Raw genomic sequence first — 22,318 nt, forward strand, 5'->3', positions numbered from 1 at the left:
CTTATGAAAATTGCTGGGCGTGTTATCACTGAGTACGACATAAAACTGTTAAACGTTTTTAAATCGGTTGTGGAAAATGGTGGTTTTGCTGCTGCAGAAGATGAACTCGGGCTCGCACGCTCGACTATCAGCATTCATATGAATAACCTCGAAACCCGGTTACGCCTGACATTGTGCCAGCGCGGACGAGGTGGTTTCGTGCTTACACCAGATGGTCGTCAGGTGTATCAGGCGTCACTGACTTTGTTTGATGCTTTGAGTGATTTTTCTAATTCGGTATCCCAACTCAGTCAGCAGGTGAGCGGTAGTCTGGTGATCCTGCATTCGGATATTCTAGACCAGACCCGCAGTCGGTTATTGGCCGATATTGTGGCGCAAATCAGTGAGCGCGCACCAGAACTTAAGCTTACCGTTGACGGCGATCGCATAGAAAATATCGAACGGGCACTGATGAAAGACAAGGCCCATGTGGGACTGTTTCCCGATTATCGTCGCATGGCCGGTCTTCGGTACAAGCCGGCTTTTGATGAACAGATATTTCTGTGTTGCAGTCAGCACCATCCATTATTCACTGCCGAAGAGAAAGAGATTACTGATGAAATTTTATTGGATCATCAGGCGGTGGTACCCGGCGTGGAAATCAGTCAGGCGGGCAGGGCACAGGTTAAAAAGCTGATCCCCGGCGCCACGGCCTATCAGTTCGATTCCCGTAAAGCATTGATAGCTTCAGGGCGTTACATCGGCTATTTACCACACAGTCATATTGAAGATGATATACAGGAGGGGAGGTTCAAAGTGCTATCTGCCAGTCGCTATGTGTATCACTTCTCGCAATCGGTGGTGCACAAAGAAGTACCCGCAGAGCCCAAGAAGATAAAGCTGTTTTTGGAATTACTCGAACAGTGTGTGCAGGATTATCCGGAGATTAGGGATAAGAGTGCGGGTGAGGAATGAGTTTCAAATCTGAAAATATCTGTTCTTATGGACAGTCGGAATACGTTCCATTGGAGGATAAGCTGAAAGCATAACTTTACTGTAATGCAATTGCATTACCTGTGGCCGCGGGCTATTATTTGCTCAGTCAAAATTGCAGAAGCAAAGCTAACAGGTGAACAATGAGCAAGCTATCAATTGAGTCTCAATCAACTATGACTGATCGTTACCAGACCACAGTGCCAACACCTGTCAGAAAGGCACTTAACCTGACAAAAAGAGATAAAATTAAATACACGATCCTTGGCGATGGCAATGTCGTGATTTCGAAAGTCGAAAACCATAACGACGATCCTGTACTTGATAAGTTCTTGTCCTTTCTAGAAAGTGATATGGCGAATCGTCCAGAGCACCTAGTCTCGTTGAGTGAGGATCTGCAAAAGCAGGCTCTGACGTTGACTGCTGGTATACCGGTCGATTTAGATTCTGCACTGCAAGAAGAGGACAACTGAACTTGGCCGAGTCTTCCACCTGCAACGTGAATGGATGGAAGTTGTGTATGCATCCACTATTTGAAGAACAATACCGATCGCTGATTACTGAAGTTACCCGCCTAAAACAAATAAATCCTGACGAATATCAAAACAAACATGCAACGAAGCGGCTTGCGGGGATTAATAAATTAATTTACGACATCATTCCATCTAACCCAGCGAACCCCGAGTTTAGGCAGGGTAAAACCCTGGGTGAAAAAAATAAGCACTGGTTTAGGGCTAAGTTTTTTCAGCAGTATCGACTGTTCTTTCGTTATCACCGTCGCGCTCGAATTATTGTCTACGTCTGGGTTAACGACGAAAAAAGTAAACGTGCTTATGAGAGCAAAAGCGATGCTTATCGGGTTTTTGCTCACATGCTGGCTTCCGGAAATCCGCCGGACGATTGGGATGCCCTGCTAGAAGCCTCTAACTCACTCCGATAGCGCCGTTAGCCGACTCAGAAACAGCGAAAACAATTCGGAGTTGGAGCGCAGATTCAGCTTGGCGTATACCTTGGCGCGGTGAACTCGCTCAGTGCCTGGTGATATATTCAGTTTGTCGGCGGCGGCTTGTGAGGAATAGCCGGAAATGATCAAGCGGGCAATGTCCCGCTCTCTTTCAGTAAGAATGTTCTCGCCAAAGCCGTTTAATACTTCTTTTACGCGCTGGGTAACGTGTATTGATAACGACCTGGAGTCGTGTGGAACCTGCTCGCCATTCAGTCGCCAATGCTTGTTCACTAATTCCAGTACCAACGTTTCCAGATCATAGAGATTCGTAATGTCGTTTTCACTGAATGGGGGATTGGGATGATGGCGACCTAATCCTAGCTGGATATGCAAGCCTGGAGCGGGTGTACAGAACACGTAAGCGAGATCTGCAATCTGACTAGCCTGATAATAAGATTTATATAAATCGGATTCGCGGAAATCGTCCGGCATCAGTTCCGGCCACAGGTATACACCGGCGGTGAAATTTTCCAATACTCCCCGGTACGACGGGCTGGCAATGTAGGTACCATCCATAAAGCGGGCGAAAAAAATATCCCGCTCACGTTCAGTCAATACTGCAAATAGCAGCACCGGTGGCTGATTCTCTGAATAGGCGATCACCGATACGCTATCTACGGGAATAAATCGGCACAGCCAGTCATTTAATGCAGACCAGAAAGCGGTTGTGCCCAATTCACGAATAACGGCAGGCAAGTGGCGATGTAATTCCTGTGGGGCTAAGGCAGTAGGCAACGGGCTCATTAACGATCGTCTTTGTGGGTTAATAACCATTTACGAAATTGGCGGATGGCGTAGTCTTCCTTACGCTCTTCCGGGTACAGCAGATAGAAGGACTCCTCCGGCTCGAAGGTTTCGTAACAAGCCAGAATAAGTTCACCGGAAGCCAAGCTATCTTTCACCAGATATTCAGGAAACACAGATACCCCGAGGTGACTTTTCACGGCTTGCAGTAAATACATAAAATACTCAAAGCTTTGTCCACCCATTTGCGAAATTTCCTGGTCGGTTAATCCTGCTTTCTTAAGCCACTCATGGCTGGTGGAGGGCGTGCTACTTTGGTGAATAAAATTGAACTGGGTGACATCCCGCATGGTTCTGGCCGGTTGACGGCCTTTCATGTAACGCGGCGTACTGACTGCCAGGTACGTATCTTTCCGATAGGGCTCAGACGCATAAGGCGGCCATTCACCATGCCCCCATAAAATCGCAAAATCACATTTGCGGGTATTTCGAGTAACTGTTTCATAGTCTGTACCCAGTGTAATTTCGATATCTGGGTAGTTCAGATAAAACTCGGTAAGCCGGGGCATCAGCCAGGCAATGGCAAACGTGGGCTCGGTAACCACTTTTAACTCAACCGCTTTTTTCGATACGTTGTTCAAAGAGATTTTCTGGGTCGCGGCATCCAGGTGTTTCAGGATCTTATGCACTTCTTCGGCGTATTGTTCGCCCACCGGCGTCAAGCTCAGCTGGTTGTCCTGGCGATAAAAGAGTGGTCTGCCAACGAAGGCTTCGAGGTTTTTTATCTGCCGACTCACCGCACTTTGCGTAAGGTGCAATGTGTCGCCTGCATAAGTCATATTCAGGTGCCTTGCCACTTCATCAAAGCACTGCAAAGAAGTAATGCTGGGGAGTTTTCTTGCCATCGAGACAACACCTTATCTTCTTTTAAAACTGCGCCGTCGCGAGGGGAATGGGGCAGTTCGATACCTGTTTGATGGCCAATAGCATATCACGAAGTTTTACTCGCTCATTGCTTTTTGCAGGCTGAGCGCGCTTCACCTGGTGTAGTCAACACTCCCAAAAGCCTATGACGCGTCAATATGACAGGGGTATTACATTTTGGAATGGCAGCAAAACTTTTCATCGTTTGATGGTGAAAATCAGCGGCCCTAGTATGAATTTCATAAGAGCAATAAATAAAAAAATGAATTTATAAACTTAAGAGTGTAATGGGAAACAACAATGTTGAAGTTGAGTAAAGTGAATGTCGCCATCGGTTGTGCCTTGCTAGGATTACCTTTGTGTTCTCTGGCCCAGACAGCTGCTGATGATGCGAAACAGGAAGCAAAAGAGAAAAGTAACCTGGAAGTGATCAGTGTAACGGCAACCCGTCGTGAAACGACTATTCAGGAAGTGCCGTACAGCATTTCCGCTTACGGCGGTGAATCACTGGAAGAAAATGGCATTACAGACTTCTCCACTCTCGCCCGCAACATTCCGGGCCTCACATTAAACGATGTAGGTCGCGGTAAAAACGGTATTTCCAACGGCATTTTTATTCGCGGTATTAACGCAAACGCGTCGGGGTTTGAAAACTTCGGTTCTAAAACTGACCCTGCAGTATCGGTATACCTGGGTGAAACGCCCATGTCAGCTAACCTGGAAATCCGCGATATTAATCGTGTGGAAGTACTACGCGGCCCGCAGTCTACACTCTACGGTTCAGGCTCGCTGAGTGGTACCTTACGTTACATTCCAAACAAGCCTGAATTTGACAAATTTAGCGGCAAAGTCAGCGGCAAAGTGGCACAAAACGCAGAATCAGACAGTACTGATTTCGACGGCGATATTGTACTGAACGTGCCACTGTCTGACGAATTTGCAGTACGCGGTGTGTTCGCCAAAATCCATGAAGCCGGCTACATCGACGCTGACTATTTGGAAGGCCTCGATGAAAACCGCCAGCCTACCGGCGAAGTGTACTCGCGTGATGATATCAACGAAGTTGACGTGACCATGGCGCGAGTCGCTGCGCGCTGGGCGCCATCAGCCGAGACCGACGTTACATTAACGTACGCCTATCAGAAAGACGAAGTAAAAGGGTCAACAGCTGCGTCAGAAGGTTTAGGCGGTTACAACACCGGCGAGAAAATGATTGGTGAGTTTGAGCGTGAAGTAGATATCACATCACTGGTCATTGAACACGAATTGGGCGATGCCATGCTCACATCGGCGACGTCGTTTACGTCTAATGAAGCAAACAACATGCACGACCAAAGCTATGGCTACTCATATCAAGGCTTCTGGCAGTTCTATGCCGGTATTCCCCGAGAAGTGGTGCAGGGTGTAAAGCAATATAAAACCAATACTTTCACCCAAGAAGTACGGTTGGCGGGTTCCACTGACACCATCGATTGGCTGGTTGGCGGGTATTACGCCGACCAGGATTACGATGAAACCGCCGATGATTTTATTTTTGGTGTTGATACTTTCTACGCCATGGTAAACCCCATCGCCTCAGATCTTGGTTATCGTAATGTGCAGGCCACCGAATTTGAAGATCGTGCCGTTTTCGGTGAGCTCACATACCATATTTCAGAAGATTGGCAGGTGACTGGTGGCTTACGTTATTTCGATCAAACGTTCTGGGCATTCCAGTCAGTTCAGCTTCCGCCCTGCGGCGTTTATTGTGGTGAAGGCCCAACCGGTTACAGTTCTGGTGAAGGTGAGCGTGACTTCGATGATGTGCTATATCGCCTGAATACGTCCTACGATCTGAATTTAGACACCAAGGTGTATTTCAACATCGCCCAGGGTTTCCGACATGGTGGGGCAAACGGCGCGCCGGTTGATGATCTCTCTACAGACACCGTAGAAGGCGGCGTTTACGCTGAACACCCGGATTACCTGTACTTCGATCCGGATAAAACCACCAACTACGAGATTGGTGCCAAGGGCATGCTGCTCGACGGTCAGGTGAACTACTCAGTGGCGTTGTTCTACATCGCCTGGGAAAACCCAATCCTGAACTTCAAAACCCCGAACGGTGGTTTCCCGGTGATGTTTAATGCAGACGAAGCCGAATCGAAAGGTTTTGAAATGGAGATTAACGCAGCGTTAACCGATTCGCTGAAACTGAACTTCGGCTGGAGCTACACCCAGGCAGAGTTGACCAAAGACTTCTACCGTCCAAACGTTGCCGATGGTGTGGAATCAGAATTACTGGTGGCAAGTGCTGGTGAAACCATGCCGGGCGTGCCTGAAAATACCTTCACTGCAAGCCTGGTGCACAGTACCGAAGTGTTCGATGGTATAGCAATGGTTAGCCGTTTAGGTGTGTCCTACAAAGGGTCATTCATCACCGGCTACGACGAGCAAACCATCGATACCATCGACAGCTCTACGCTACTTAATGCCGCCATTGCCTTCAGTAAAGACGACTGGACGCTGCGCGTTTACGCCGACAACCTGACTAACGCTGATGACATGACCAGCAGTGGCAATGACGAACTGTACTCCAGTCCGAAATATGGTTTGCAGTATGCCGATCAGCTGGCCGACCCGGCATACCGCGTGCGCCCGCGTACCATCGGTATTTCAGCTAGTTATTCTTTCTGATTCAATAAAGAGCACGGCTGACCGGTTGCGGTCAGCCAGCCCTCTCATTTTGTTAAGTTGAATACAGTCGGAGTAAAACATGAACCAGTCTGAAACCCACGCCAGAATTGAGCAATATATTGCACAGCGTAATTTCGATGCGGCTGCGGCGGACTGTATTCAACTTGTCAAAAACTATGCAAACGATGCCCGTGGCTGGCAACTGCTGTCTGAAGTAAGCCTGCACCTCAAACAAAATCGCATGGCAGTAAACGCGGCATTGAAAGCCGTGGATATTGCGCCTGAAAATCCTGCCTATCTGCTTCATCTGGCGCAAGTGTACGCCGGATTCAGCGCATGGAATGCCACCCGTAAAGTGCTGAGCCGGCTTGATGCTCTGACATCGACCATGACTGTGTCTGATTTAGCCGCACTGGCACTGCTGTACTTTCAGGGGCTGGATTACGCGAAAGCGGAAAATGTCTACAGGCAACTCCTCACCATCGACGGTGACAATGCTGAAGCGAAATATAATCTCGCTGCCATTTTGCGCTATACCGGTAAGCTGGACGAAGCGGCTGCGCTGCTGCGTGCTGTCCTAGACAACAATCCCGCCGATGCGGAAGCTTGCAGTGCGCTGGCGCACGTGAAAAAACACGGCGTGTACGATGACACGCTGGCCCGCATTGACGCATGCCTGAGTGCAAATACGTCTACTTCCGGGCCTGATGAACCTGCACTGGCTGCTCTGTATTACGCTCGTGGCAAAGTGCTGGAAGAGCAGGGGGATTTTACTGCCGCCTTTGATGCATTCAGTCAAGGCGCGTCAGCAAAAAAAGCGATGCAGACTTTCACCACTGAACTAGAAATTGCTCGCATCCGGGCCATGCAGTCGTTGGTGGCGAACAATACTTTTCCTGCTCAGGCGCAGTGTGATGAGCCCGGCCCGGTATTTATTGTTGGTATGCCGCGCACGGGTACTACCTTGGTTGAGCGTATTCTCTCAACCCATTCTTCTGTGACCAGTGGCGGCGAGCTGAACTTTATGCCCATGACGCTACTGGAAGCCAGCGGCAAAAGCTGGTTTGAAGGGCCGGAAGGCGTGACGGCTGAAGCGCTTGAAAAAATCGCCGGCGTCAATTTTAACGCCATCGGCGAACGCTATATGGCACTGAGCCGCGACTTGCTGGACTGCACCGGGATATTTACCGACAAGCTGCCGCTGAATGCGCTGTTTGTGCCGGTTATTCTGGCCGCTATTCCCAATGCCAGAATCATTCAGGTGACCCGTAACGCCATGGATACCGCGTTCAGCAATTTCAAAATGCTTTTTTCCCGCGGCTACGACTATTCCTATTCGCTGAATGATATTGCTGCCTACATGTCGGTATATCAGCAGATGATGAATCAATGGCAGCAAACCTACGGCGAGCGCATGCTCACGGTGAATTACGAAACCCTCGTTGCGCAGCCTGAAAACACCGTTTGCAGCATGCTGGATTTCTGCAATCTCAGCTGGGAACCAGCCTGCCTTGCATTTTATAACCAGGTTGGCGCCACGCAAACTGCCAGCGCCAGTCAAATAAAAGAACCACTGCATAGCCGCTATGTAGGGCAGTGGAAACACTACGAAGACGCGCTTTCATCATTAAAAAAACAACTGGAAAAAGAGGGTATGACTCCCTTAACTGAAGAGGACATAAAATGGTAGCACTGGATGTATTTCAGTCCATGTGGGCGATGGAGTTCAAGCGGCCTGATGGGTTCGAATGGACCCTTCGGGAAAAGATAGAAAAAATCGCCGGTGCGGGATTCAAAGGTGTGAGTTTTGACCTCGGTTATCACACGGAAGAAATTGTTGAAGAAGCCATGCCGCTGCTACAGGAATTTGGACTAGACCTTTGCTACAACGCCTTCGTGCAAAGCATTCCTCATTATAAAGAAATTGTTAGCTTTGTTGCCCGCCAGCCGGTGCAACCCCGTTTTATCGCCATTGTTGGTCAGATTGAACCCTGGTGCGTTGAAGACGTTGCAGCGACAACGAAAGCATGGCTACGAATTGGCGAAGAAGGTGGGGTGAAAACCCACGTGGAAATTCACCGCAACTGCATGACCAACGATCTGCTGTTCACCCTGCAGCTGATGGAGCAGGTGCCTGAGCTTCTGATGGTGGCTGACTTATCTCATACGCTGGTGAATCAGGAATGGTATTTGCCACTTCACGAAAATGCGCATAAACGTATGTCTCAGTTTCTTACCCGCGCCGAAGCCTTTCATGGCCGGGTTGCCACCCGTGAGCAAATTCAGGTGCCAATTTTATTCCCTCAACACAAACCCTGGTTTGAGCTATTTCAAAGCTGGTGGCAGGAAGGTTTCGAACAGTACATTGCCCGCCACGGCAAAGACAGCGATGCACGCTGTGTGTTCTTAAGCGAACTTGGTCCTCCAGTTTATGCCATGACTGGTGCCGATGGCTACGAGCTCAGTGACCGCTGGGAAGAAGCCCTGCTGTTGAAAGAAACCGCAGAAACCTTGTGGGATAAGGCCGTTAGATCCGCGTGACTTCGCCAGGCGGGACGGAGTGGATTGACCAATGTGACCCAATGTGGGGCGTGTGCACCACAGTTGGGTGTCGAGTGCGCCAAAGAGGTGCAGTGTAAAAGTGTAAACCGTCCTGGCTCTTTGCTCAGCGTCATCAGGTTCAGCGGAACGCCTCTGAACAGAACATTTTGGCCGATTTACACACAATTTTTAGCCATTGATGACGCAAATCTGACCAAACAGTCATTGGCGGGATAAGCAGGCTATAAGGCGAAGACTGGCATGGTTCAAGCAACACATTAACGATATTAATGTGCAAAATATTGTCAAGCTATCAAGTGAGCGGGAAGCAATTTGAAAACGCGGTTGGATCGGACCTGAGGCCGACAGCACGTGTTACGGAGATACAAAAATGAGTGATAACGAGCAGGCATTAGACATGCGGGATTCAAGCAGTTTAGTAACATGGTCAAAGCTTCTTGGCTGTTCCCTTTTCGGGGTTTTATTTTTCCTGACCCCGCTTTATGTGGATGGGTCCTGGACCATTGCGCTGGGCATTTTAACGGGCAAGATTTCAGACTGGCTTGGCGAGAGCATGGGTATTTTCACCGCTGGCTGTTTTGTGCTGGCCGCAGTGGTTTCAGTAATCTACAACGTAACGCCGAAACACGTGGCGCAGAAGCTGCCAATGTCAGACCGGCTCATTGCCTCACATTGGGTGTGGGTAGTAGTGAACGTTAGTGCCGCCATTTTTGCCGTGATGACGGTGATGCAGGTGGGGCCGCAGTGGCTGATTTCTGACCAAACTGGTGTGACGGCCTACGTTGATGTTGCTGGAGCGGTATTTCTGCTGGTGGGTTTAGGCTGTTTACTGCTGCCGTTCCTCACCGATTACGGTCTGCTGGAATTCGTCGGTACCATGCTACAGCGTCCTTTCCAGAAACTGTTTAACCTGCCGGGTCGCGCCACCATCGACACCATTGCCTCCTGGGTGGGTTCATCGTCTATTGCCGTGGTACTCACCAATGCGCAGTACGAAAGAGGGTACTACAGTGCGCGCGAATCTTCGGTTATCGCGACGAATTTCTCAGTGGTCTCGGTTCCCTTTGTGCTGCTCACCGCCAGTGTAGCGGGTATCGGCGATTACTTTCTGCAACTGTATGGCACCATGTTTCTAATTTGTACCTTGTGTGCAGTGATCACGCCTCGGTTACCGCCGCTGAGCTGGATCAAAGACGAGTATTATCCTGCCCATGGTAAAACACTGAATGAAGACGTGGATGACGGTGAATCTCGCATTAAACACGCCATTGCCCGCGCAGTGGGCGTGGCTGAAAAAGCGCCGTCACCAAAGCAGTCCCTGGCTCGCGGCTGGCACTCGATGATGGATATTTATCTGATGATGATGCCGGCAGCGATGACCATCGAACTGTTCACGCTGGCACTGTATTACAACACTGAAGTGTTCCAAACGCTAACATATCCAATCAGTATGCTGTTGGATGTCATGAATATTCCTGAAGCCTCGGCAGCGGCTCCGGGCGTAGTACTGGGGCTTTTCGATCAGTTTGTTCCCACCATTATTGCGGGTGAACTGACATCGCCAATCACTAAGTTCGTACTGGCTGGTCTGTCCGTCACTCAGCTTATCTTCTTCGCAGAAAGTGCCATTCTGATCATGCGTTCCAGCATTCCACTGTCAGTGAAACATCTGGTACTGATTTTCATCATCAGGACCATCATTGCACTGCCCATTCTCACCGTGATGGCGCACTTGTTGTTCTGATGCGGATAAGCCCTTCTGGCCCGGGGACGGTGTTGCCTTCGTGAACACGGCGTGAACCCATCCCTGGGGCCTCGGCTGCCGCATCCCTGCGGCAGACGGTTCACTCAGGCAACACCGTCTCCGGTCCGCGGGCTTATCATTCCGGCAGGCATTCTCTTCGTGAACACTGCGTGACTCATCCATTGGCCTTTGAGTGCCACGTCTTTACGGCTCGATGGTGCACGAACTTAATGCCCTCCCCGGGCCAGAAGGGTTTAGAACGGTGTTCGTTCAGGTTGCTGGACGCCTCTTCTGCAGAGGCTTGGACCGCAGCTTACTCAGCAAAACATAACATTCTTCGTATACCAGACCGATCGTGAATATGGTCTGATCCACAAAGAGAACAAAGATAAAACAGACTCAACAGGCGAGTGAATTAAATGCGCATTACCCAAGTAGAAAACATCGATAGCGAGGCGGTTTCAAAACACGGTTTGCCGGGTTTTGTTTTTGCAGACCAAACCCTCTACGAACGAGAGAAAGACAACGTTTTTGCCAGCGGCTGGGCTAGCATTGGCTGCGCGCAACAACTGAAAAAGCCCGGCGATATTATGCCGGTACGTATCGCCGGTGTGTCGCTTATTGCAATTCGCAATAAAGACGGCGGCATTGGGGTATTTCACAACGTATGCCGTCACAAGAGTGCGCCGCTGGTGGACGAACCCTGCAACAAGCGCACACTGGTGTGCCCCTATCACAAATGGTCGTTCAAACTCGATGGCGAACTCATGGGCGCGCCCCGTTTCTATGGGAACGAAAACAAGCCCATCTCAGCAGAGGATAAAGCCGATAAAGGCCTTACCCCAGTGCGCTTTGCAATTTGGTGGGACATTATTTTTGTGAACGTGTCTGGCGATGCTCAACCGTTTGAAGAATTTATTAAGCCGCTGGACGAGCTGCTGGCAGAGTATCCGCATCAGGATATGCGTCATGTGAGTTCCACCGACTATTTCGGTGAGGTGAACTGGAAGCTGGCGGTGGACAACTTCCTCGATGGTTATCACGTGCCGTTTGTGCATTCTCAGGCGTGCTCGATTGAATCTGCATTGGGGCAGGATGATTTGTTTCTGTCTAACGATATTGTTGGCCTGCGTTTGCCTCACGGTGCCAGTAATAAGCCGGCGAAAACCGCGAAACAACTACCACACTGGAACGGTTTGCTCGTAGAAAAACAAGGCACGCAACAGTGGTTTTGCATTTTCCCGAATACGTTGTTTTTCGTTGATCCTTGTTGGGTACAAACTATTGTGGTGAAACCAAATGGCTCAGCGAAAACCGATGAAACACTGACGATTTACGTTACCAGTGATGAAGCGGCCAGTGACGAGTTCGTAGAAGAACGCACTCGCTTAAGCGAGGTGTTAAACGAGGTAAATCAGCAGGACATCGAACTGTTAGATAAGCTGCAGCATACCCGTACATCAGCCGTGGCGGATCAAGGCCATCTGGTACAAGCCTGGGATCAGGTGGGCATGGCATTCCACAAAATGTGGCTGACTAAGATGCAGGCTAAATAAGCGCTCAACAGCCTTCTTTTATTGCTGCGGCGTAGTCAGTTACCACTGCTGCATCGCACGTTCAACCGTTTATATCAGGCGAAGAAAAAGCCCTGTTGGAGTAACACAATGCCAAATATTACATTTATCCTGCCAGACGAAAGCATTAAAGTTGTTGATGCTTTCGAGGGCGATTCAATCATGCAGACAGCGGTGGATGCGGGAATTGAGGAAATCACTGCAGATTGCGGCGGTAACAGCTCTTGTGCTACCTGCCACTGCATCATTGATGATGCCTGGATTGACAAAATTGGTACCGCTGACGAGGTAGAATTGTCGGTGATGGAAAGCGCAATAGAGCCACAGCCAAACAGCCGTCTGTCGTGCCAGATCAAAGTGACCGACATTCTCGACGGTGCCATTATTCACGTGCCTGAAGCCGAGTGGTAAGTCGTTTATCAAAGCAAAAAGGGCGCTGATGCGCCCTTTTTATGTATGTTTAATTTAGGAAACTGAAATCCTGCTTATTCCGCACTATTCGCCACTTTCAGCATGGCCCCAAGTAACACATTACAGCCTGCTTCGATATCTTCGGGCGTGGCATTCTCGGCTTCATTGTGGCTGATGCCTTTCTCACATGGGATGAAAATCATTGATGTGGGAATAACCCGCGACGTGTACACCGAATCATGGCCGGCACCCGAGAACATTTCCTCGAAGGCATAGCCTTTTTCTTGCACTGACTCACGTACGGCGTCGACACAGGTTTTATCAAACTCCACAGCGGGAGAGTTCCATTCATCTTTGATTTCAAAGTCGAGGTTGAATTTTTCGCAGACATTTTTTGCAATTTCACGGAACTTAGTGTCCATTTCATCGAGGATAGCCTGATCGGGATGGCGTAAATCAACGGCCATGGTAATGCGAGCAGGAACCGTGTTGCGTGAACCTGGTTCGGCTTTAATATCACCAAACGTGGCGCGCGCTAAGGGCGAATATTCGGCTGCCAATGCATACAATTCCGTTACGATAGCAGACTGTGCCATGAACGGATCACGGCGCTGCTCCATGGGAGTCGGGCCCGCGTGAACCGGCTGACCATTGAAAATTAAGTCATACCAGCGCATACCCTGTACGCCTTTCACCACGCCGATGGGCTTTTTCAGTGACTCCAGAATCGGGCCCTGTTCAATGTGAAGCTCAAACGCTGCTTTTACCGGGAAGGGTTTGCATGGCTCGTTGCCCAGGAAACCGATTTGCTCAAGCGCCTGTTTAATCGACACGCCTTGTTTGTCGGTGCGGCTCAATCCGTATTCCAGATCAAACTCGCCACACCAAACGCCAGAACCAACCATGGCCGGGGAGAAGCGTGCACCTTCTTCGTTGGTCCATACGGCAACTTCGATGGGGCGCAACGGAGTAATGCTTGCGTCATGAAGGGTGCGCAGTACTTCTAAACCAGCGAGTACGCCATAAACACCATCGAACTTACCGCCGGTAGGCTGGGTGTCGAGGTGACTGCCAGTAATCACCGGAGCCAAAGAGTTATCCTGACCGGCCATACGCAAAAACATATTGCCCATTTTATCAACGCGCAGCGTGCAACCTATATCCTTACACCAGCCAATAAACAATTCACGGCCAATTTTATCTTCGTCGGTTAATGCCTGGCGATTACAGCCCCCTTTTGCGGTGCCACCAATTTCTGCCATCTCCATGAGGGTAGACCACAGACGTTCACCATTTATGGCTAGTACTGACATCCTTTATCTCCTATGCGTCTTTACGGCTTAGTGGCTGACACATGCAGTGAACACCGCCACCGCCTGATGTGAACTGAGACATATCCGGGCTGAATACTTCCAGACCGTGTGCCCTGGCTTTTTCAACCAGCTCGGTGCTGCCTGCTGGCACCAGTACGCGATCGTTACCCAGCGCTACTACATTTACACCCAGTTCCAGTACAGAGCGGTAAGACAGATCGATGATCTCGATACCCCGGGATTTAAACCAGTCTAGCTGTTCCTGCTCAACAGCCTGTGTACAAACTGCCGCGAGTTTCTCTGACAGCATGGCCACTTTTACATCGAGATGCAGGAAGTAAGGGTCGAACTGATAAGCGCGAAATTCCCAGCCTTCTTTTTCCAGCCAGCCTCGCACCTGGTCAAGACCTTCCTGACTGGTACGCTCGCCGGTGTAACCACACAGGATCACACCCGGCTCAAGCACCATGAAATCGCCGCCTTCAAAAGTACCGGCGGTCACCACGTCGTATAGGGGAATGTCGGCTTGCTGATAAAATTTCACGACGTCAAGCCATTCGCCACGACGCCAGGGGCTGTACATTTGAGTAACGATTGGGCCCCACGGCGTCATCACCGATGAGTCACGGGCATAAATTTGATACGGCAGGTTTGAATCTGGTTTGAGGAAATGGGTTTTCACGCCGCAGTGCTCGTAAATATCGACCATTTCCTGATATTGCTGTTTGGCGACTTCTTTGTCGAAGCTGCGACCCAGGCGCATAGAGCGGCGTGACATGGCATTACCCGTCTGCCAGGTGTAGTGGTCCATGGGACCAATCAGCACGTCCTGCAGAACGCCGTATTCAGAATTCATGCCCCAATGAGGCATTCTCTCAGTGCCACCGTTCTCAACACGGCGACGGAAAAAACTGGTATCAGTCATCGACTTTTTGCTCCATAAGCATTGATGTTTTTTCCAGTTTATGGTGTTAATTGGTGTAGGCAAGTAACGAAAATTTACCACCTTGGTGACAAAATGAGACCAGAGCAATCTCCTTATCTGGATTTACGACAAATACCGCTAACAGCATTGCGGGCGTTCGAGGCGGCAGGCAGGCATAGTCATGTGCGCCGGGCCGCCGAAGAGCTGCATGTTTCCCATTCGGCTCTGAGCCGGCATATCCGACAGCTGGAAGAGCGGTTGGGTATTAACCTGTTTCACCGCGAGGCTAACGGTATCCAGTTAACGCCAGCCGGAAGCCGCTTGCTGGAGTCGGTGCAGACGGCGTTCCAGGAACTGAATCGCGGGTTGCACTATATGAACCCCACACAGATCGAGGGCGAACTGACAATCGCCTGTACAGCGACTATCTCAATGAACTGGCTGTTGCCGGTACTTACCAACGTGCAGAAACAATATCCGGAAATTACCCTGCGGATCAAAACGCTGGAGCCACTGCAGGAATCGCTGAGTCAGGAATTTGATATTGCCCTGACGCTGGGAGCGCCTGTTGATAAAAGCCGGGTTATTCGCAAGCTCTATGATGAATACTATGTGCCAGTGTGCAGCCCTAAGCTGGTTAACGGTCAGCGTCAGGCATCACCGGCAGCGCTGCTGGCTCATCCGCTTCTGCACGACAGATTGAATCAGTGGCAGCAATGGATGGCGTCTCATGGTCTCGACAGTCGCGATGCTGCCGGACACACGTATTTTGATTACGCGTATCAGGCCATTGAAGCGGCACGTCTGGGGATGGGAATGGCATTGGCTGACGTGATGGAAGTGCGGGAGGACATTCAGCAGGGCAGGCTGATGAAAATCATTGAAACCGGCCACCAGATTGGCGAATCCGTCTACCTCGTCACCGAGCCAAGAGAACGGATGAACCAGCGCACATTGCTGGTGCTGAAAACCATCATCAGCAGCTTGGAAAAAGGCGGCGCGCGCCTGAATCGCGCCGTCTACGAAGCTATCGAGGGGGTCTGAGGCTGCTGCAGAGAGCGGTGCCGCGGACGGGATAAGATATGGTGAAATTGAACCGTCTGCCGCAGGGATGCGGCAGCCGAGCCCACATGGATGTGTTCACGGCGTGTTCAATTTCACCATATCGATTCCGGCCATCAGGCACCGCATCGCCGGTTCGCTTTAGCAACGCCTCGTCTCTCCGCTGGCCCCAGAGGTAGATTACGGCGTGTTCAAAATCACCCTATCAATTCTGGCCATCAGGCACCGCTCCGCAAATGCCATTACAAAAACGCATAGCACCATTAAAAAACGCCGTTAGAAACCGCGGTTTTTAGCTGGTTAAACTGTACGCAGATTAATCGGAGTAGTAACAATGAACAGACATGTAGCGATATTTGGCTGTGGGAATGTCGGCTCATCACTGGCACACGTTTTGGTAACCAGAGGAATGGTTTCAGAACTCACATTGATGGATGCAGACAACGGCAAGGCAGAAGGTCATGCCCTTGATCTCCAGGATGCTAACATCGCGTTTGACGGTAATGTGACTATCCGCGCAAACGACACGTCTGCCATGCTTCGCGCCGATATTATCGTCGTGGCCATCGGTCCGAAGGTGATTACGTCGATTGATCGTCTGGACGAGTTCTATGAGAACAGCGCCGGTATACTTGAGCTTGCCAACAAGCTTAAGACGGTTGGGTTTGCCGGCATCGTCGTGAATATCACGAACCCATGTGACGTCATCTCACAGGTGTTGCAGGAAGCGTCCGGATTACCGAAAAGTCGTGTTTTCGGTACTGGCACCTCGTTAGATACCCTGCGCCTGCAACGCCTGCTGGGTAACTTACTGAAGGTAAGTCCCAGCGATGTGCACGGTTTCATGGGCGGTGAGCATGGCGATTCACAATTTGTGGTGTGGTCGTCGGTGCATGTGGCAAATCGTCACATTAACAGCTGGGACATTCCGCAGGGGGCGAAAGATGAGTTGGAACGTCAGGTCGCCCATGCCGCTACGGCCATTTATAACGGCAAGCACTGCACTGAATATGGTATTGCTGGTATCACGAGCAAAATTTGTGAAGCGATTTTTGACGACAGCGAAAAGGTGTTTTCGGTGTCGGTGTTTGATGAAGCGGCGGGTTGTTATATCAGCCATCCCACGCAGATTATGCGTAGCGGGCTAGGGATGCGTTTTACCCTTGGTTTAAATGAACAGGAACAAATTAAGTTCGAAGGTTCGGCGGCGATAATCCGCAAATTTGTTAGTCAATAGATTTTCTGAGTGTTCGCGAAAGGCCAGATTTCCGGTTTTTTCGCTCTCCGTTGGGCCCGCCTTGTTGCGGGTCTTTTTTTCAGTTCACTTAGTTGTTCTACAAAAAAACGGTGAGGAATAATTCGCTCACCGCTTCAGTTATCCGCTCAATCCCAGGTTCGGTTAATCGCGATAGCTGGTGTCGATGCGGTCCAGCTTACGCAGCATAGCCTTCCAGATAAGGTCGATACTTTGTGCGTTGTAGCGTGGATTGGCCATTTGCTCCGCCACATGTTCACACACATCAGGCTCAGGCAGCAGCAGTTTTCCACCGGTCTTCATTGCTTCTACCTGAATTTCACAGGCTTTGTTCAGGTAATACATGCGATAGAAGGCTTCTTCCACACTCCGGCCAACGGTCAGTAGACCGTGATTACGCAGAATCATGCTGTTCTTATCGCCCATAGCGGCCACAATAGCTTCACGCTCGTCACATTCCAGTGGCACGCCCTGATAGTCGTAGTAGGCCACGCGGTTGTAGAATTCCATGTTGGTCTGGTTCACTGGCAACAAACCTTCTTCCAGCGCAGACACGGCCATGCCCGCCATGGTATGGGTGTGCATGACGCAGTGTGCATCTTCACGGGCAAGGTGCAGGGCGCTGTGAATGGTAAAGCCCGCCGGGTTAACCGACTCAGGGCTGATGTTAGCGTTTTCACCTTTAACATCCACTTCTATGAGGTTTGAAGCGCACACCTCTTCTGGCAGCAAGCCATAGGCGTTTAGCAGGAAGCGGTCTTCTGAACCTGGTACCCGGGCAGACAGATGGGTAAAGATCATGTCGCTCCAGTTATTTAGATCCAATAATCGGTATGCCGCGGCGAGGTCGATCCTCAACTGCTTTTCGTCCTGGTCACTCACTGCCATTCGTTTATTCCTAAGTCATTAAATGGTTTGCCGTAAACGGTAATAATTCTTTAGCTCTGTCACAACTAATTTATTTTTCTGATGCTATGCATAAAGTTCATGGCAACGGGTATCAGGTCAAAGGATCTAGCAAGGTTTGCTGGTATGGTTGAGTCGTTTTGGGAGACTGTTTATCAGCAAAGCATTTAGGGACGAAGATCAATACATGCTGACTTAATATTTGGGAGTATGGACAGTGAAGTCATCATTGTAGCCCTGACCAATGATACAGTACTTGTAAATCACTGCGATTCGGCGCGCCTGCCTACTATTTATTCCGGAGCCTGACATGGATACGTTAATCGCTATACTTCCCGTGATATTTCTCGTTTGGAGTATGACTAAGCAGCATCCCCTGGCTGCCCATGTGGCCTTGCCACTTACTGCGCTTTTCGCGGGTTTGCTACAGGTTTTCTATTTTCACGCAGACAAGCTCACCTTATTGGCTAATGCAGTGGCGGGTGGGCTGTCTGTGCTTACGCCTATTTCTATCGTTGCCGGTGCCATTCTACTTAATCGTGTGCTGGTAATATCCGGTGCCGAAAATACCTTAAAGCAATGGCTGGAGAACATCAGCCATAATCAGGTGGCTCAGCTTATGATCATAGGCTGGGCATTTGCGTTTATGCTTGAGGGGGCGTCTGGTTTTGGTACCCCGGCAGCGATTGCGGCACCAATTTTAGTGGGGCTGGGGTTCAATCCTATGCGGGTTGCACTGCTTACATTGGTGATGAACAGCGTGCCGGTGTCGTTCGGTGCGGTGGGAACGCCGGCCTGGTTCGGCTTTGAGGCGTTGGCGTTGAGCGAGGGGCAGTTGCTGGAAACGTCCGCATGGACGGCGTTAATTCATCTGGTGGCCAGTCTTTTTATTCCGGTTCTGGCACTGCGTTTTCTGGTTAGCTGGCAGGCGATTCGCACTAATCTGATTTTTATTCTCATCAGCGCACTGAGCTGTACGGTACCTTTCTTTCTGCTGGCGCAGGTTAATTATGAATTTCCATCACTGATTGGCGGCGCGGTCGGGCTCTGTGGTTCTATTCTGGCTGCGAAGTTTCATATTGGTCTGGCAAAGCAAAGTAATGAACACGTCTCGCAAGGCGTAGCGTTACATCCTGCTGAGGTCTTAAAAGCGCTGTCGCCTTTTTTGTTACTGATCGTGATTCTTATCGTTACCCGGATAAAGCAGTGGCCGGTAAAAGGCTGGCTGAACGATACCACGCTACTATTTTCCTTTGGTGATTTCGGCATCAGCCGGGCGCTTATTTTGTCCTGGCACACTATCTTCGATACCGCAGTCGGATGGACGTATAAAACCCTTTATGTACCCGCCATGATTCCGTTTGTGGTAACGGTTCTGATACTCATTCCAGTACTTTCGCTTTCACGGAGTCAGTTACAGCAAGCCACGACCGATACCTGGCAACGCATAAAGCTTCCCGTCATTGCGTTAATCGGGGCGTTGATGATGGTGAACTTTATGATGCAGGGGGAGGATAATGCGCCCATTTTCATCATTGCCAATACGCTGGCAGACACCCTGGGGGCGAACTGGTCTTATGTAGCATCATTGCTGGGGGCGCTTGGTTCGTTCTTCTCCGGTTCCGCTACGGTATCTAACCTGACCTTTGGCGGCATCCAGTACAGTATTGCTCAGCAGACCGGCTTGCCGGTGAGCGTAGTGCTGGCGCTGCAGTCAGTTGGCGCTTCCATGGGCAACATGATTTGCCTGAATAATATTATTGCCGTGTGTTCTATTCTGGGAATAAAAAATCAGGAGGGGGCGATGATAAAAAGAACCATTCTGCCCATGCTGGTTTATGCGCTGGTTGCCGCGCTTATGGGGCAGGTCATTCTGCGCGTGCTTTTATAAAAGCGCCAAAGAGTGTGTGAAGCTCCGGTGCGGTAAAAGTGAGTTGGCAAAGCCGGGCTGGCGCCCGGCTGACAGCATGATAACGAATCTGGTTATTCAATTGTTTCGTAAGGCATGCCCACATATTGTCGGGCAATTACTTTTTGGCCTTCTTCGTAATTGAGGTAAAAATCCAGTTCAGACTGCATAAAGCGGTCGAAGGTGGCTTTATCCATACCTGATGCGTTTGTTTCATCAAAATCATGCAGCATATTACTCATCCACCATGAGAAGCGTTCTCCATGCCACACCCGGCGTAATGCAATTTCTGAGTAACGGATAGGCGCATTTTCATCGCCATCTTTGTAGAACTTCTGCAGCAATTTATACAGAGTGGAAACATCTGAGGCAGCCAGATTCAGTCCCTTTGCGCCGGTAGGCGGTACAATGTGAGCGGCATCGCCTACCAGGAACAGTTTGCCCCATTGCATGGGTTCGCATACGAAACTGCGCAGCGGCGCGATAGATTTTTCAATACTCGGGCCGGTTACCAAACGGTTGGCGGCATCTTCTGGCAAACGCTTCTTCAGCTCTTCCCAAAATAGCTCATCACTCCAGCTTTCCACTTTATCGGTAAGGGGCACTTGCAGGTAATAGCGTGAGCGGGTTTCTGAACGCATACTGGCCAAAGCAAAGCCGCGGGCCGTTTTACAATAAATCAGTTCATCGCTAACCGGTGGCGTATCACTGAGTACGCCTAACCAGCCAAACGGGTAAACGCGTTCATGTTCTTTGCGCTTTTCCTCGGGAATGGTTTTACGGGAAACGCCGTGGAAGCCATCGCAACCGGCAATAAAATCACACTGCACGGTGATCTTTTCGCCATTCTGCGTAAAGGTTACATGAGGTGCATCTTTAACGTCGTGTAACTCAACGTCTGACGACTCATAATAAGTTGTGAGGCCACTGCTTTCACGCGCTTCCATCAGATCGCGTGTGATCTCTGTCTGGCCATAACACATTACGGTGCTACCACCGGTGAGTTTGTTTAAATCAATGCGGAAGCGCTTGCCGTAGTAGGCAATATCAAAACCGTCGTGAACATGGCCTTCAGCGTCCATTCGCGCATTCACACCGGCCTCGCGAACTAAATCGACAAACCCTTGTTCTAAAATACCAGCGCGGATCCGACCGAGAATGTACTCACCCGATACCCTTTCAATAATCACATTGTCGATACCGGCTTTTGCCAGTAACTGACCCAGAAGCAGCCCTGAAGGACCGGCACCAATAATGGCGACTTGCGTTTTAATGGTTTGCATAATCTTTCCTGACACAGGGGAATATGCTTCATAGTGCGTAAAAAAGTTGCAAAGAATAATTCAAATTCGATGCATTCTATTGTACTTTTTATTCAAGTTAACGGTTTGTAATTAATGTAAATGGTTTCTAAGTCTGCGGATATCCCGTTTTACGATTTATATGGTGAATCTTTTCTCAAGCTCAGTGCCGATTTCGTGCATCTGGAAGATATTCGTGCCCGCAGCGCGGGATTGGAATGGGAAATTTCGCTTCACCGGCACGCCAAACTGTTACAAATTCTTTGTGTGTTCGACAACAACTGGACAGTGCAGTTAGACGACGAAACGCTGCAACTCTCGGGAGACTGGCTGGTGACCATTCCGCCTGGCGTGGTACATGGGTTTAATTTTGCCCCTTACACCCATGGCTATGTGTTATCGGTGAATACCGATGTGATCAATGAAATCAATTCTGGCGGTGACATCGCTGAATTTACCCAGGCAGTGTGGACACCAAGAGCCATTGAATTTAATGGGAAGGAGCAGGCGCAGCGCTTCTCCAACTACTTGAAATTACTGGCCGAAGAAATGCAAAACCCTGGTGTAGGGGCGGCGCTCAGTATTAACATGATTATCAAATTGTTGTTCATTTCTATTGCCCGCCAGGTCAAAGAAGGCAGTTCTCACGCCAGCATTTCTGGCCGTGATTCGAAAGTTTTGCTGGGATTTCGGGAGCTTATCGATAAGCATTTTACCGAGCATCTTACTGTGGCGGATTACGCATCCAGATTGTATATTTCGGTATCTACGTTAAGTCGTATTTGTCAGCATCACCTGCATACCACACCCAAAAAACTGATCCATCAGAAACTCATTAACGAAACCAAAAGGCGGCTTATTTATACCCGGCAGTCACTGGAAGAAATTGCGACAACGTTAGGTTTCAAGGATACCGGCTATTTTTGCCGCTTCTTCAAACAGTCTGAAGGTGTTACCGCAGGTGACTTCCGGCGCAACAGCGACCTTTAACATCAACGGGGCGCATCGTCTGTGTCTTAAAACTGAATATCAGA

At 49.8% G+C, this 22,318-nt stretch carries 19 protein-coding genes; 13 read left to right on the forward strand and 6 right to left on the reverse strand.

What is annotated here, in order from left to right:
- Positions 1–3 precede the first annotated feature (3 nt).
- The 3 genes from ACXAFQ_RS00260 to ACXAFQ_RS00270 all read left to right on the forward strand — a co-directional run bounded on the left by ACXAFQ_RS00260 (position 4) and on the right by ACXAFQ_RS00270 (position 1,912).
- Complete coding sequence (locus ACXAFQ_RS00260; protein ID WP_474817615.1) at positions 4–954, forward strand: LysR family transcriptional regulator; 951 nt, start codon at positions 4–6, stop codon at positions 952–954.
- A gap of 161 nt (positions 955–1,115) precedes the next feature.
- The gene (locus ACXAFQ_RS00265; protein ID WP_474817616.1) at positions 1,116–1,445 is read left to right on the forward strand and encodes a type II toxin-antitoxin system PrlF family antitoxin; all 330 of its coding nucleotides are present in this window, start codon (positions 1,116–1,118) and stop codon (positions 1,443–1,445) included.
- A gap of 47 nt (positions 1,446–1,492) precedes the next feature.
- Positions 1,493–1,912, forward strand: coding sequence for a type II toxin-antitoxin system YhaV family toxin (locus ACXAFQ_RS00270; RefSeq protein ID WP_474817617.1), 420 nt, complete (start codon positions 1,493–1,495; stop codon positions 1,910–1,912).
- On the opposite strand, the gene ACXAFQ_RS00275 is transcribed toward ACXAFQ_RS00270, so the two are convergent.
- Together ACXAFQ_RS00275 and ACXAFQ_RS00280 are read right to left on the reverse strand one after the other, a co-directional pair.
- Positions 1,901–2,722: a response regulator transcription factor gene (locus ACXAFQ_RS00275; protein ID WP_474817618.1), complete on the reverse strand. Its 822-nt coding sequence runs from the start codon at positions 2,720–2,722 to the stop codon at positions 1,901–1,903. The two genes, ACXAFQ_RS00270 and ACXAFQ_RS00275, sit on opposite strands and share 12 nt — an antisense overlap.
- On the reverse strand, positions 2,722–3,627 hold the full coding sequence (locus tag ACXAFQ_RS00280; protein WP_070127323.1) for a LysR substrate-binding domain-containing protein: 906 nt from the start codon (positions 3,625–3,627) through the stop codon (positions 2,722–2,724). Before ACXAFQ_RS00280 ends, ACXAFQ_RS00275 begins: the two co-directional genes overlap by 1 nt.
- A 319-nt stretch (positions 3,628–3,946) precedes the next feature.
- Here ACXAFQ_RS00280 and ACXAFQ_RS00285 point away from each other — a divergent pair, with 319 nt between their 5' ends.
- From ACXAFQ_RS00285 to ACXAFQ_RS00310, 6 genes are all read left to right on the forward strand, one after another.
- On the forward strand, positions 3,947–6,322 hold the full coding sequence (locus tag ACXAFQ_RS00285) for a TonB-dependent receptor (protein WP_474817619.1): 2,376 nt from the start codon (positions 3,947–3,949) through the stop codon (positions 6,320–6,322).
- 79 nt (positions 6,323–6,401) lie between these two features.
- Positions 6,402–8,012 (forward strand): tetratricopeptide repeat-containing sulfotransferase family protein, encoded by a 1,611-nt coding sequence (locus tag ACXAFQ_RS00290; RefSeq protein ID WP_474817620.1) that lies wholly within the window; start codon positions 6,402–6,404, stop codon positions 8,010–8,012.
- A complete protein-coding gene (locus ACXAFQ_RS00295; protein WP_474817621.1) occupies positions 8,006–8,863 on the forward strand; it encodes a hypothetical protein in 858 nt (285 codons plus the stop codon). Before ACXAFQ_RS00290 ends, ACXAFQ_RS00295 begins: the two co-directional genes overlap by 7 nt.
- 391 nt (positions 8,864–9,254) lie before the next feature.
- Positions 9,255–10,628, forward strand: coding sequence for a YjiH family protein (locus ACXAFQ_RS00300; RefSeq protein WP_474817622.1), 1,374 nt, complete (start codon positions 9,255–9,257; stop codon positions 10,626–10,628).
- A 419-nt stretch (positions 10,629–11,047) separates the two neighbouring features.
- Positions 11,048–12,184 carry an aromatic ring-hydroxylating oxygenase subunit alpha gene (locus ACXAFQ_RS00305; RefSeq protein ID WP_474817623.1) on the forward strand — a complete coding sequence of 379 codons (1,137 nt, stop codon included), beginning with the start codon at positions 11,048–11,050 and terminating at the stop codon, positions 12,182–12,184.
- 108 nt (positions 12,185–12,292) lie between these two features.
- Positions 12,293–12,613 carry a 2Fe-2S iron-sulfur cluster-binding protein gene (locus tag ACXAFQ_RS00310; protein ID WP_474817624.1) on the forward strand — a complete coding sequence of 107 codons (321 nt, stop codon included), beginning with the start codon at positions 12,293–12,295 and terminating at the stop codon, positions 12,611–12,613.
- 74 nt (positions 12,614–12,687) lie between these two features.
- Here the strand turns inward: ACXAFQ_RS00310 and ACXAFQ_RS00315 are convergent, their stop codons facing one another.
- On the reverse strand, positions 12,688–13,926 hold the full coding sequence (locus ACXAFQ_RS00315) for a M20 family metallo-hydrolase (protein WP_474817625.1): 1,239 nt from the start codon (positions 13,924–13,926) through the stop codon (positions 12,688–12,690).
- A gap of 10 nt (positions 13,927–13,936) precedes the next feature.
- Positions 13,937–14,851, reverse strand: a complete 915-nt coding sequence (locus tag ACXAFQ_RS00320; RefSeq protein WP_474817626.1) for a dimethylarginine dimethylaminohydrolase family protein — start codon at positions 14,849–14,851, stop codon at positions 13,937–13,939.
- A gap of 93 nt (positions 14,852–14,944) precedes the next feature.
- On the opposite strand from ACXAFQ_RS00320, the gene ACXAFQ_RS00325 reads away from it, so the two are divergent.
- A complete protein-coding gene (locus ACXAFQ_RS00325; RefSeq protein ID WP_474817627.1) occupies positions 14,945–15,895 on the forward strand; it encodes a LysR substrate-binding domain-containing protein in 951 nt (316 codons plus the stop codon).
- Between the two features lie 352 nt (positions 15,896–16,247).
- Positions 16,248–17,150, forward strand: a complete 903-nt coding sequence (locus ACXAFQ_RS00330) for a lactate/malate family dehydrogenase (protein ID WP_474817628.1) — start codon at positions 16,248–16,250, stop codon at positions 17,148–17,150.
- 162 nt (positions 17,151–17,312) lie between these two features.
- Here ACXAFQ_RS00330 and ACXAFQ_RS00335 read toward each other — a convergent pair whose 3' ends face one another.
- Positions 17,313–18,056 (reverse strand): class II aldolase/adducin family protein, encoded by a 744-nt coding sequence (locus ACXAFQ_RS00335; RefSeq protein ID WP_474817629.1) that lies wholly within the window; start codon positions 18,054–18,056, stop codon positions 17,313–17,315.
- A 328-nt stretch (positions 18,057–18,384) separates the two neighbouring features.
- Between ACXAFQ_RS00335 and ACXAFQ_RS00340 the strand changes: the two genes are divergently transcribed.
- A complete protein-coding gene (locus ACXAFQ_RS00340; RefSeq protein ID WP_474817630.1) occupies positions 18,385–19,965 on the forward strand; it encodes an L-lactate permease in 1,581 nt (526 codons plus the stop codon).
- Positions 19,966–20,057: 92 nt separating this feature from the next.
- Here the strand turns inward: ACXAFQ_RS00340 and pobA are convergent, their stop codons facing one another.
- Complete coding sequence (pobA, locus tag ACXAFQ_RS00345; protein WP_474817631.1) at positions 20,058–21,266, reverse strand: 4-hydroxybenzoate 3-monooxygenase; 1,209 nt, start codon at positions 21,264–21,266, stop codon at positions 20,058–20,060.
- 120 nt (positions 21,267–21,386) lie between these two features.
- Between pobA and ACXAFQ_RS00350 the strand changes: the two genes are divergently transcribed.
- Complete coding sequence (locus ACXAFQ_RS00350; protein ID WP_474817632.1) at positions 21,387–22,274, forward strand: helix-turn-helix domain-containing protein; 888 nt, start codon at positions 21,387–21,389, stop codon at positions 22,272–22,274.
- The last annotated feature ends 44 nt before the right edge of the window (positions 22,275–22,318 follow it).

This window comes from Alteromonas sp. ABH2_165 (assembly GCF_056159945.1).

Excerpts from the sequence above, each read along its gene's own strand:
- ACXAFQ_RS00310 (WP_474817624.1), top strand. The coding sequence starts at position 12,293 with ATGCCAAATATTACATTTATCCTGCCAGACGAAAGCATTAAAGTTGTT.
- ACXAFQ_RS00280 (WP_070127323.1), bottom strand. The coding sequence starts at position 3,627 with ATGGCAAGAAAACTCCCCAGCATTACTTCTTTGCAGTGCTTTGATGAA.
- ACXAFQ_RS00350 (WP_474817632.1), top strand. The coding sequence starts at position 21,387 with ATGGTTTCTAAGTCTGCGGATATCCCGTTTTACGATTTATATGGTGAA.
- ACXAFQ_RS00260 (WP_474817615.1), top strand. The coding sequence starts at position 4 with ATGAAAATTGCTGGGCGTGTTATCACTGAGTACGACATAAAACTGTTA.
- ACXAFQ_RS00300 (WP_474817622.1), top strand. The coding sequence starts at position 9,255 with ATGAGTGATAACGAGCAGGCATTAGACATGCGGGATTCAAGCAGTTTA.
- ACXAFQ_RS00315 (WP_474817625.1), bottom strand. The coding sequence starts at position 13,926 with ATGTCAGTACTAGCCATAAATGGTGAACGTCTGTGGTCTACCCTCATG.
- ACXAFQ_RS00335 (WP_474817629.1), bottom strand. The coding sequence starts at position 18,056 with ATGGCAGTGAGTGACCAGGACGAAAAGCAGTTGAGGATCGACCTCGCC.
- ACXAFQ_RS00275 (WP_474817618.1), bottom strand. The coding sequence starts at position 2,722 with ATGAGCCCGTTGCCTACTGCCTTAGCCCCACAGGAATTACATCGCCAC.
- ACXAFQ_RS00285 (WP_474817619.1), top strand. The coding sequence starts at position 3,947 with ATGTTGAAGTTGAGTAAAGTGAATGTCGCCATCGGTTGTGCCTTGCTA.
- ACXAFQ_RS00330 (WP_474817628.1), top strand. The coding sequence starts at position 16,248 with ATGAACAGACATGTAGCGATATTTGGCTGTGGGAATGTCGGCTCATCA.
- ACXAFQ_RS00270 (WP_474817617.1), top strand. The coding sequence starts at position 1,493 with ATGCATCCACTATTTGAAGAACAATACCGATCGCTGATTACTGAAGTT.
- ACXAFQ_RS00325 (WP_474817627.1), top strand. The coding sequence starts at position 14,945 with ATGAGACCAGAGCAATCTCCTTATCTGGATTTACGACAAATACCGCTA.
- ACXAFQ_RS00320 (WP_474817626.1), bottom strand. The coding sequence starts at position 14,851 with ATGACTGATACCAGTTTTTTCCGTCGCCGTGTTGAGAACGGTGGCACT.
- pobA (WP_474817631.1), bottom strand. The coding sequence starts at position 21,266 with ATGCAAACCATTAAAACGCAAGTCGCCATTATTGGTGCCGGTCCTTCA.
- ACXAFQ_RS00295 (WP_474817621.1), top strand. The coding sequence starts at position 8,006 with ATGGTAGCACTGGATGTATTTCAGTCCATGTGGGCGATGGAGTTCAAG.
- ACXAFQ_RS00290 (WP_474817620.1), top strand. The coding sequence starts at position 6,402 with ATGAACCAGTCTGAAACCCACGCCAGAATTGAGCAATATATTGCACAG.
- ACXAFQ_RS00305 (WP_474817623.1), top strand. The coding sequence starts at position 11,048 with ATGCGCATTACCCAAGTAGAAAACATCGATAGCGAGGCGGTTTCAAAA.
- ACXAFQ_RS00265 (WP_474817616.1), top strand. The coding sequence starts at position 1,116 with ATGAGCAAGCTATCAATTGAGTCTCAATCAACTATGACTGATCGTTAC.
- ACXAFQ_RS00340 (WP_474817630.1), top strand. The coding sequence starts at position 18,385 with ATGGATACGTTAATCGCTATACTTCCCGTGATATTTCTCGTTTGGAGT.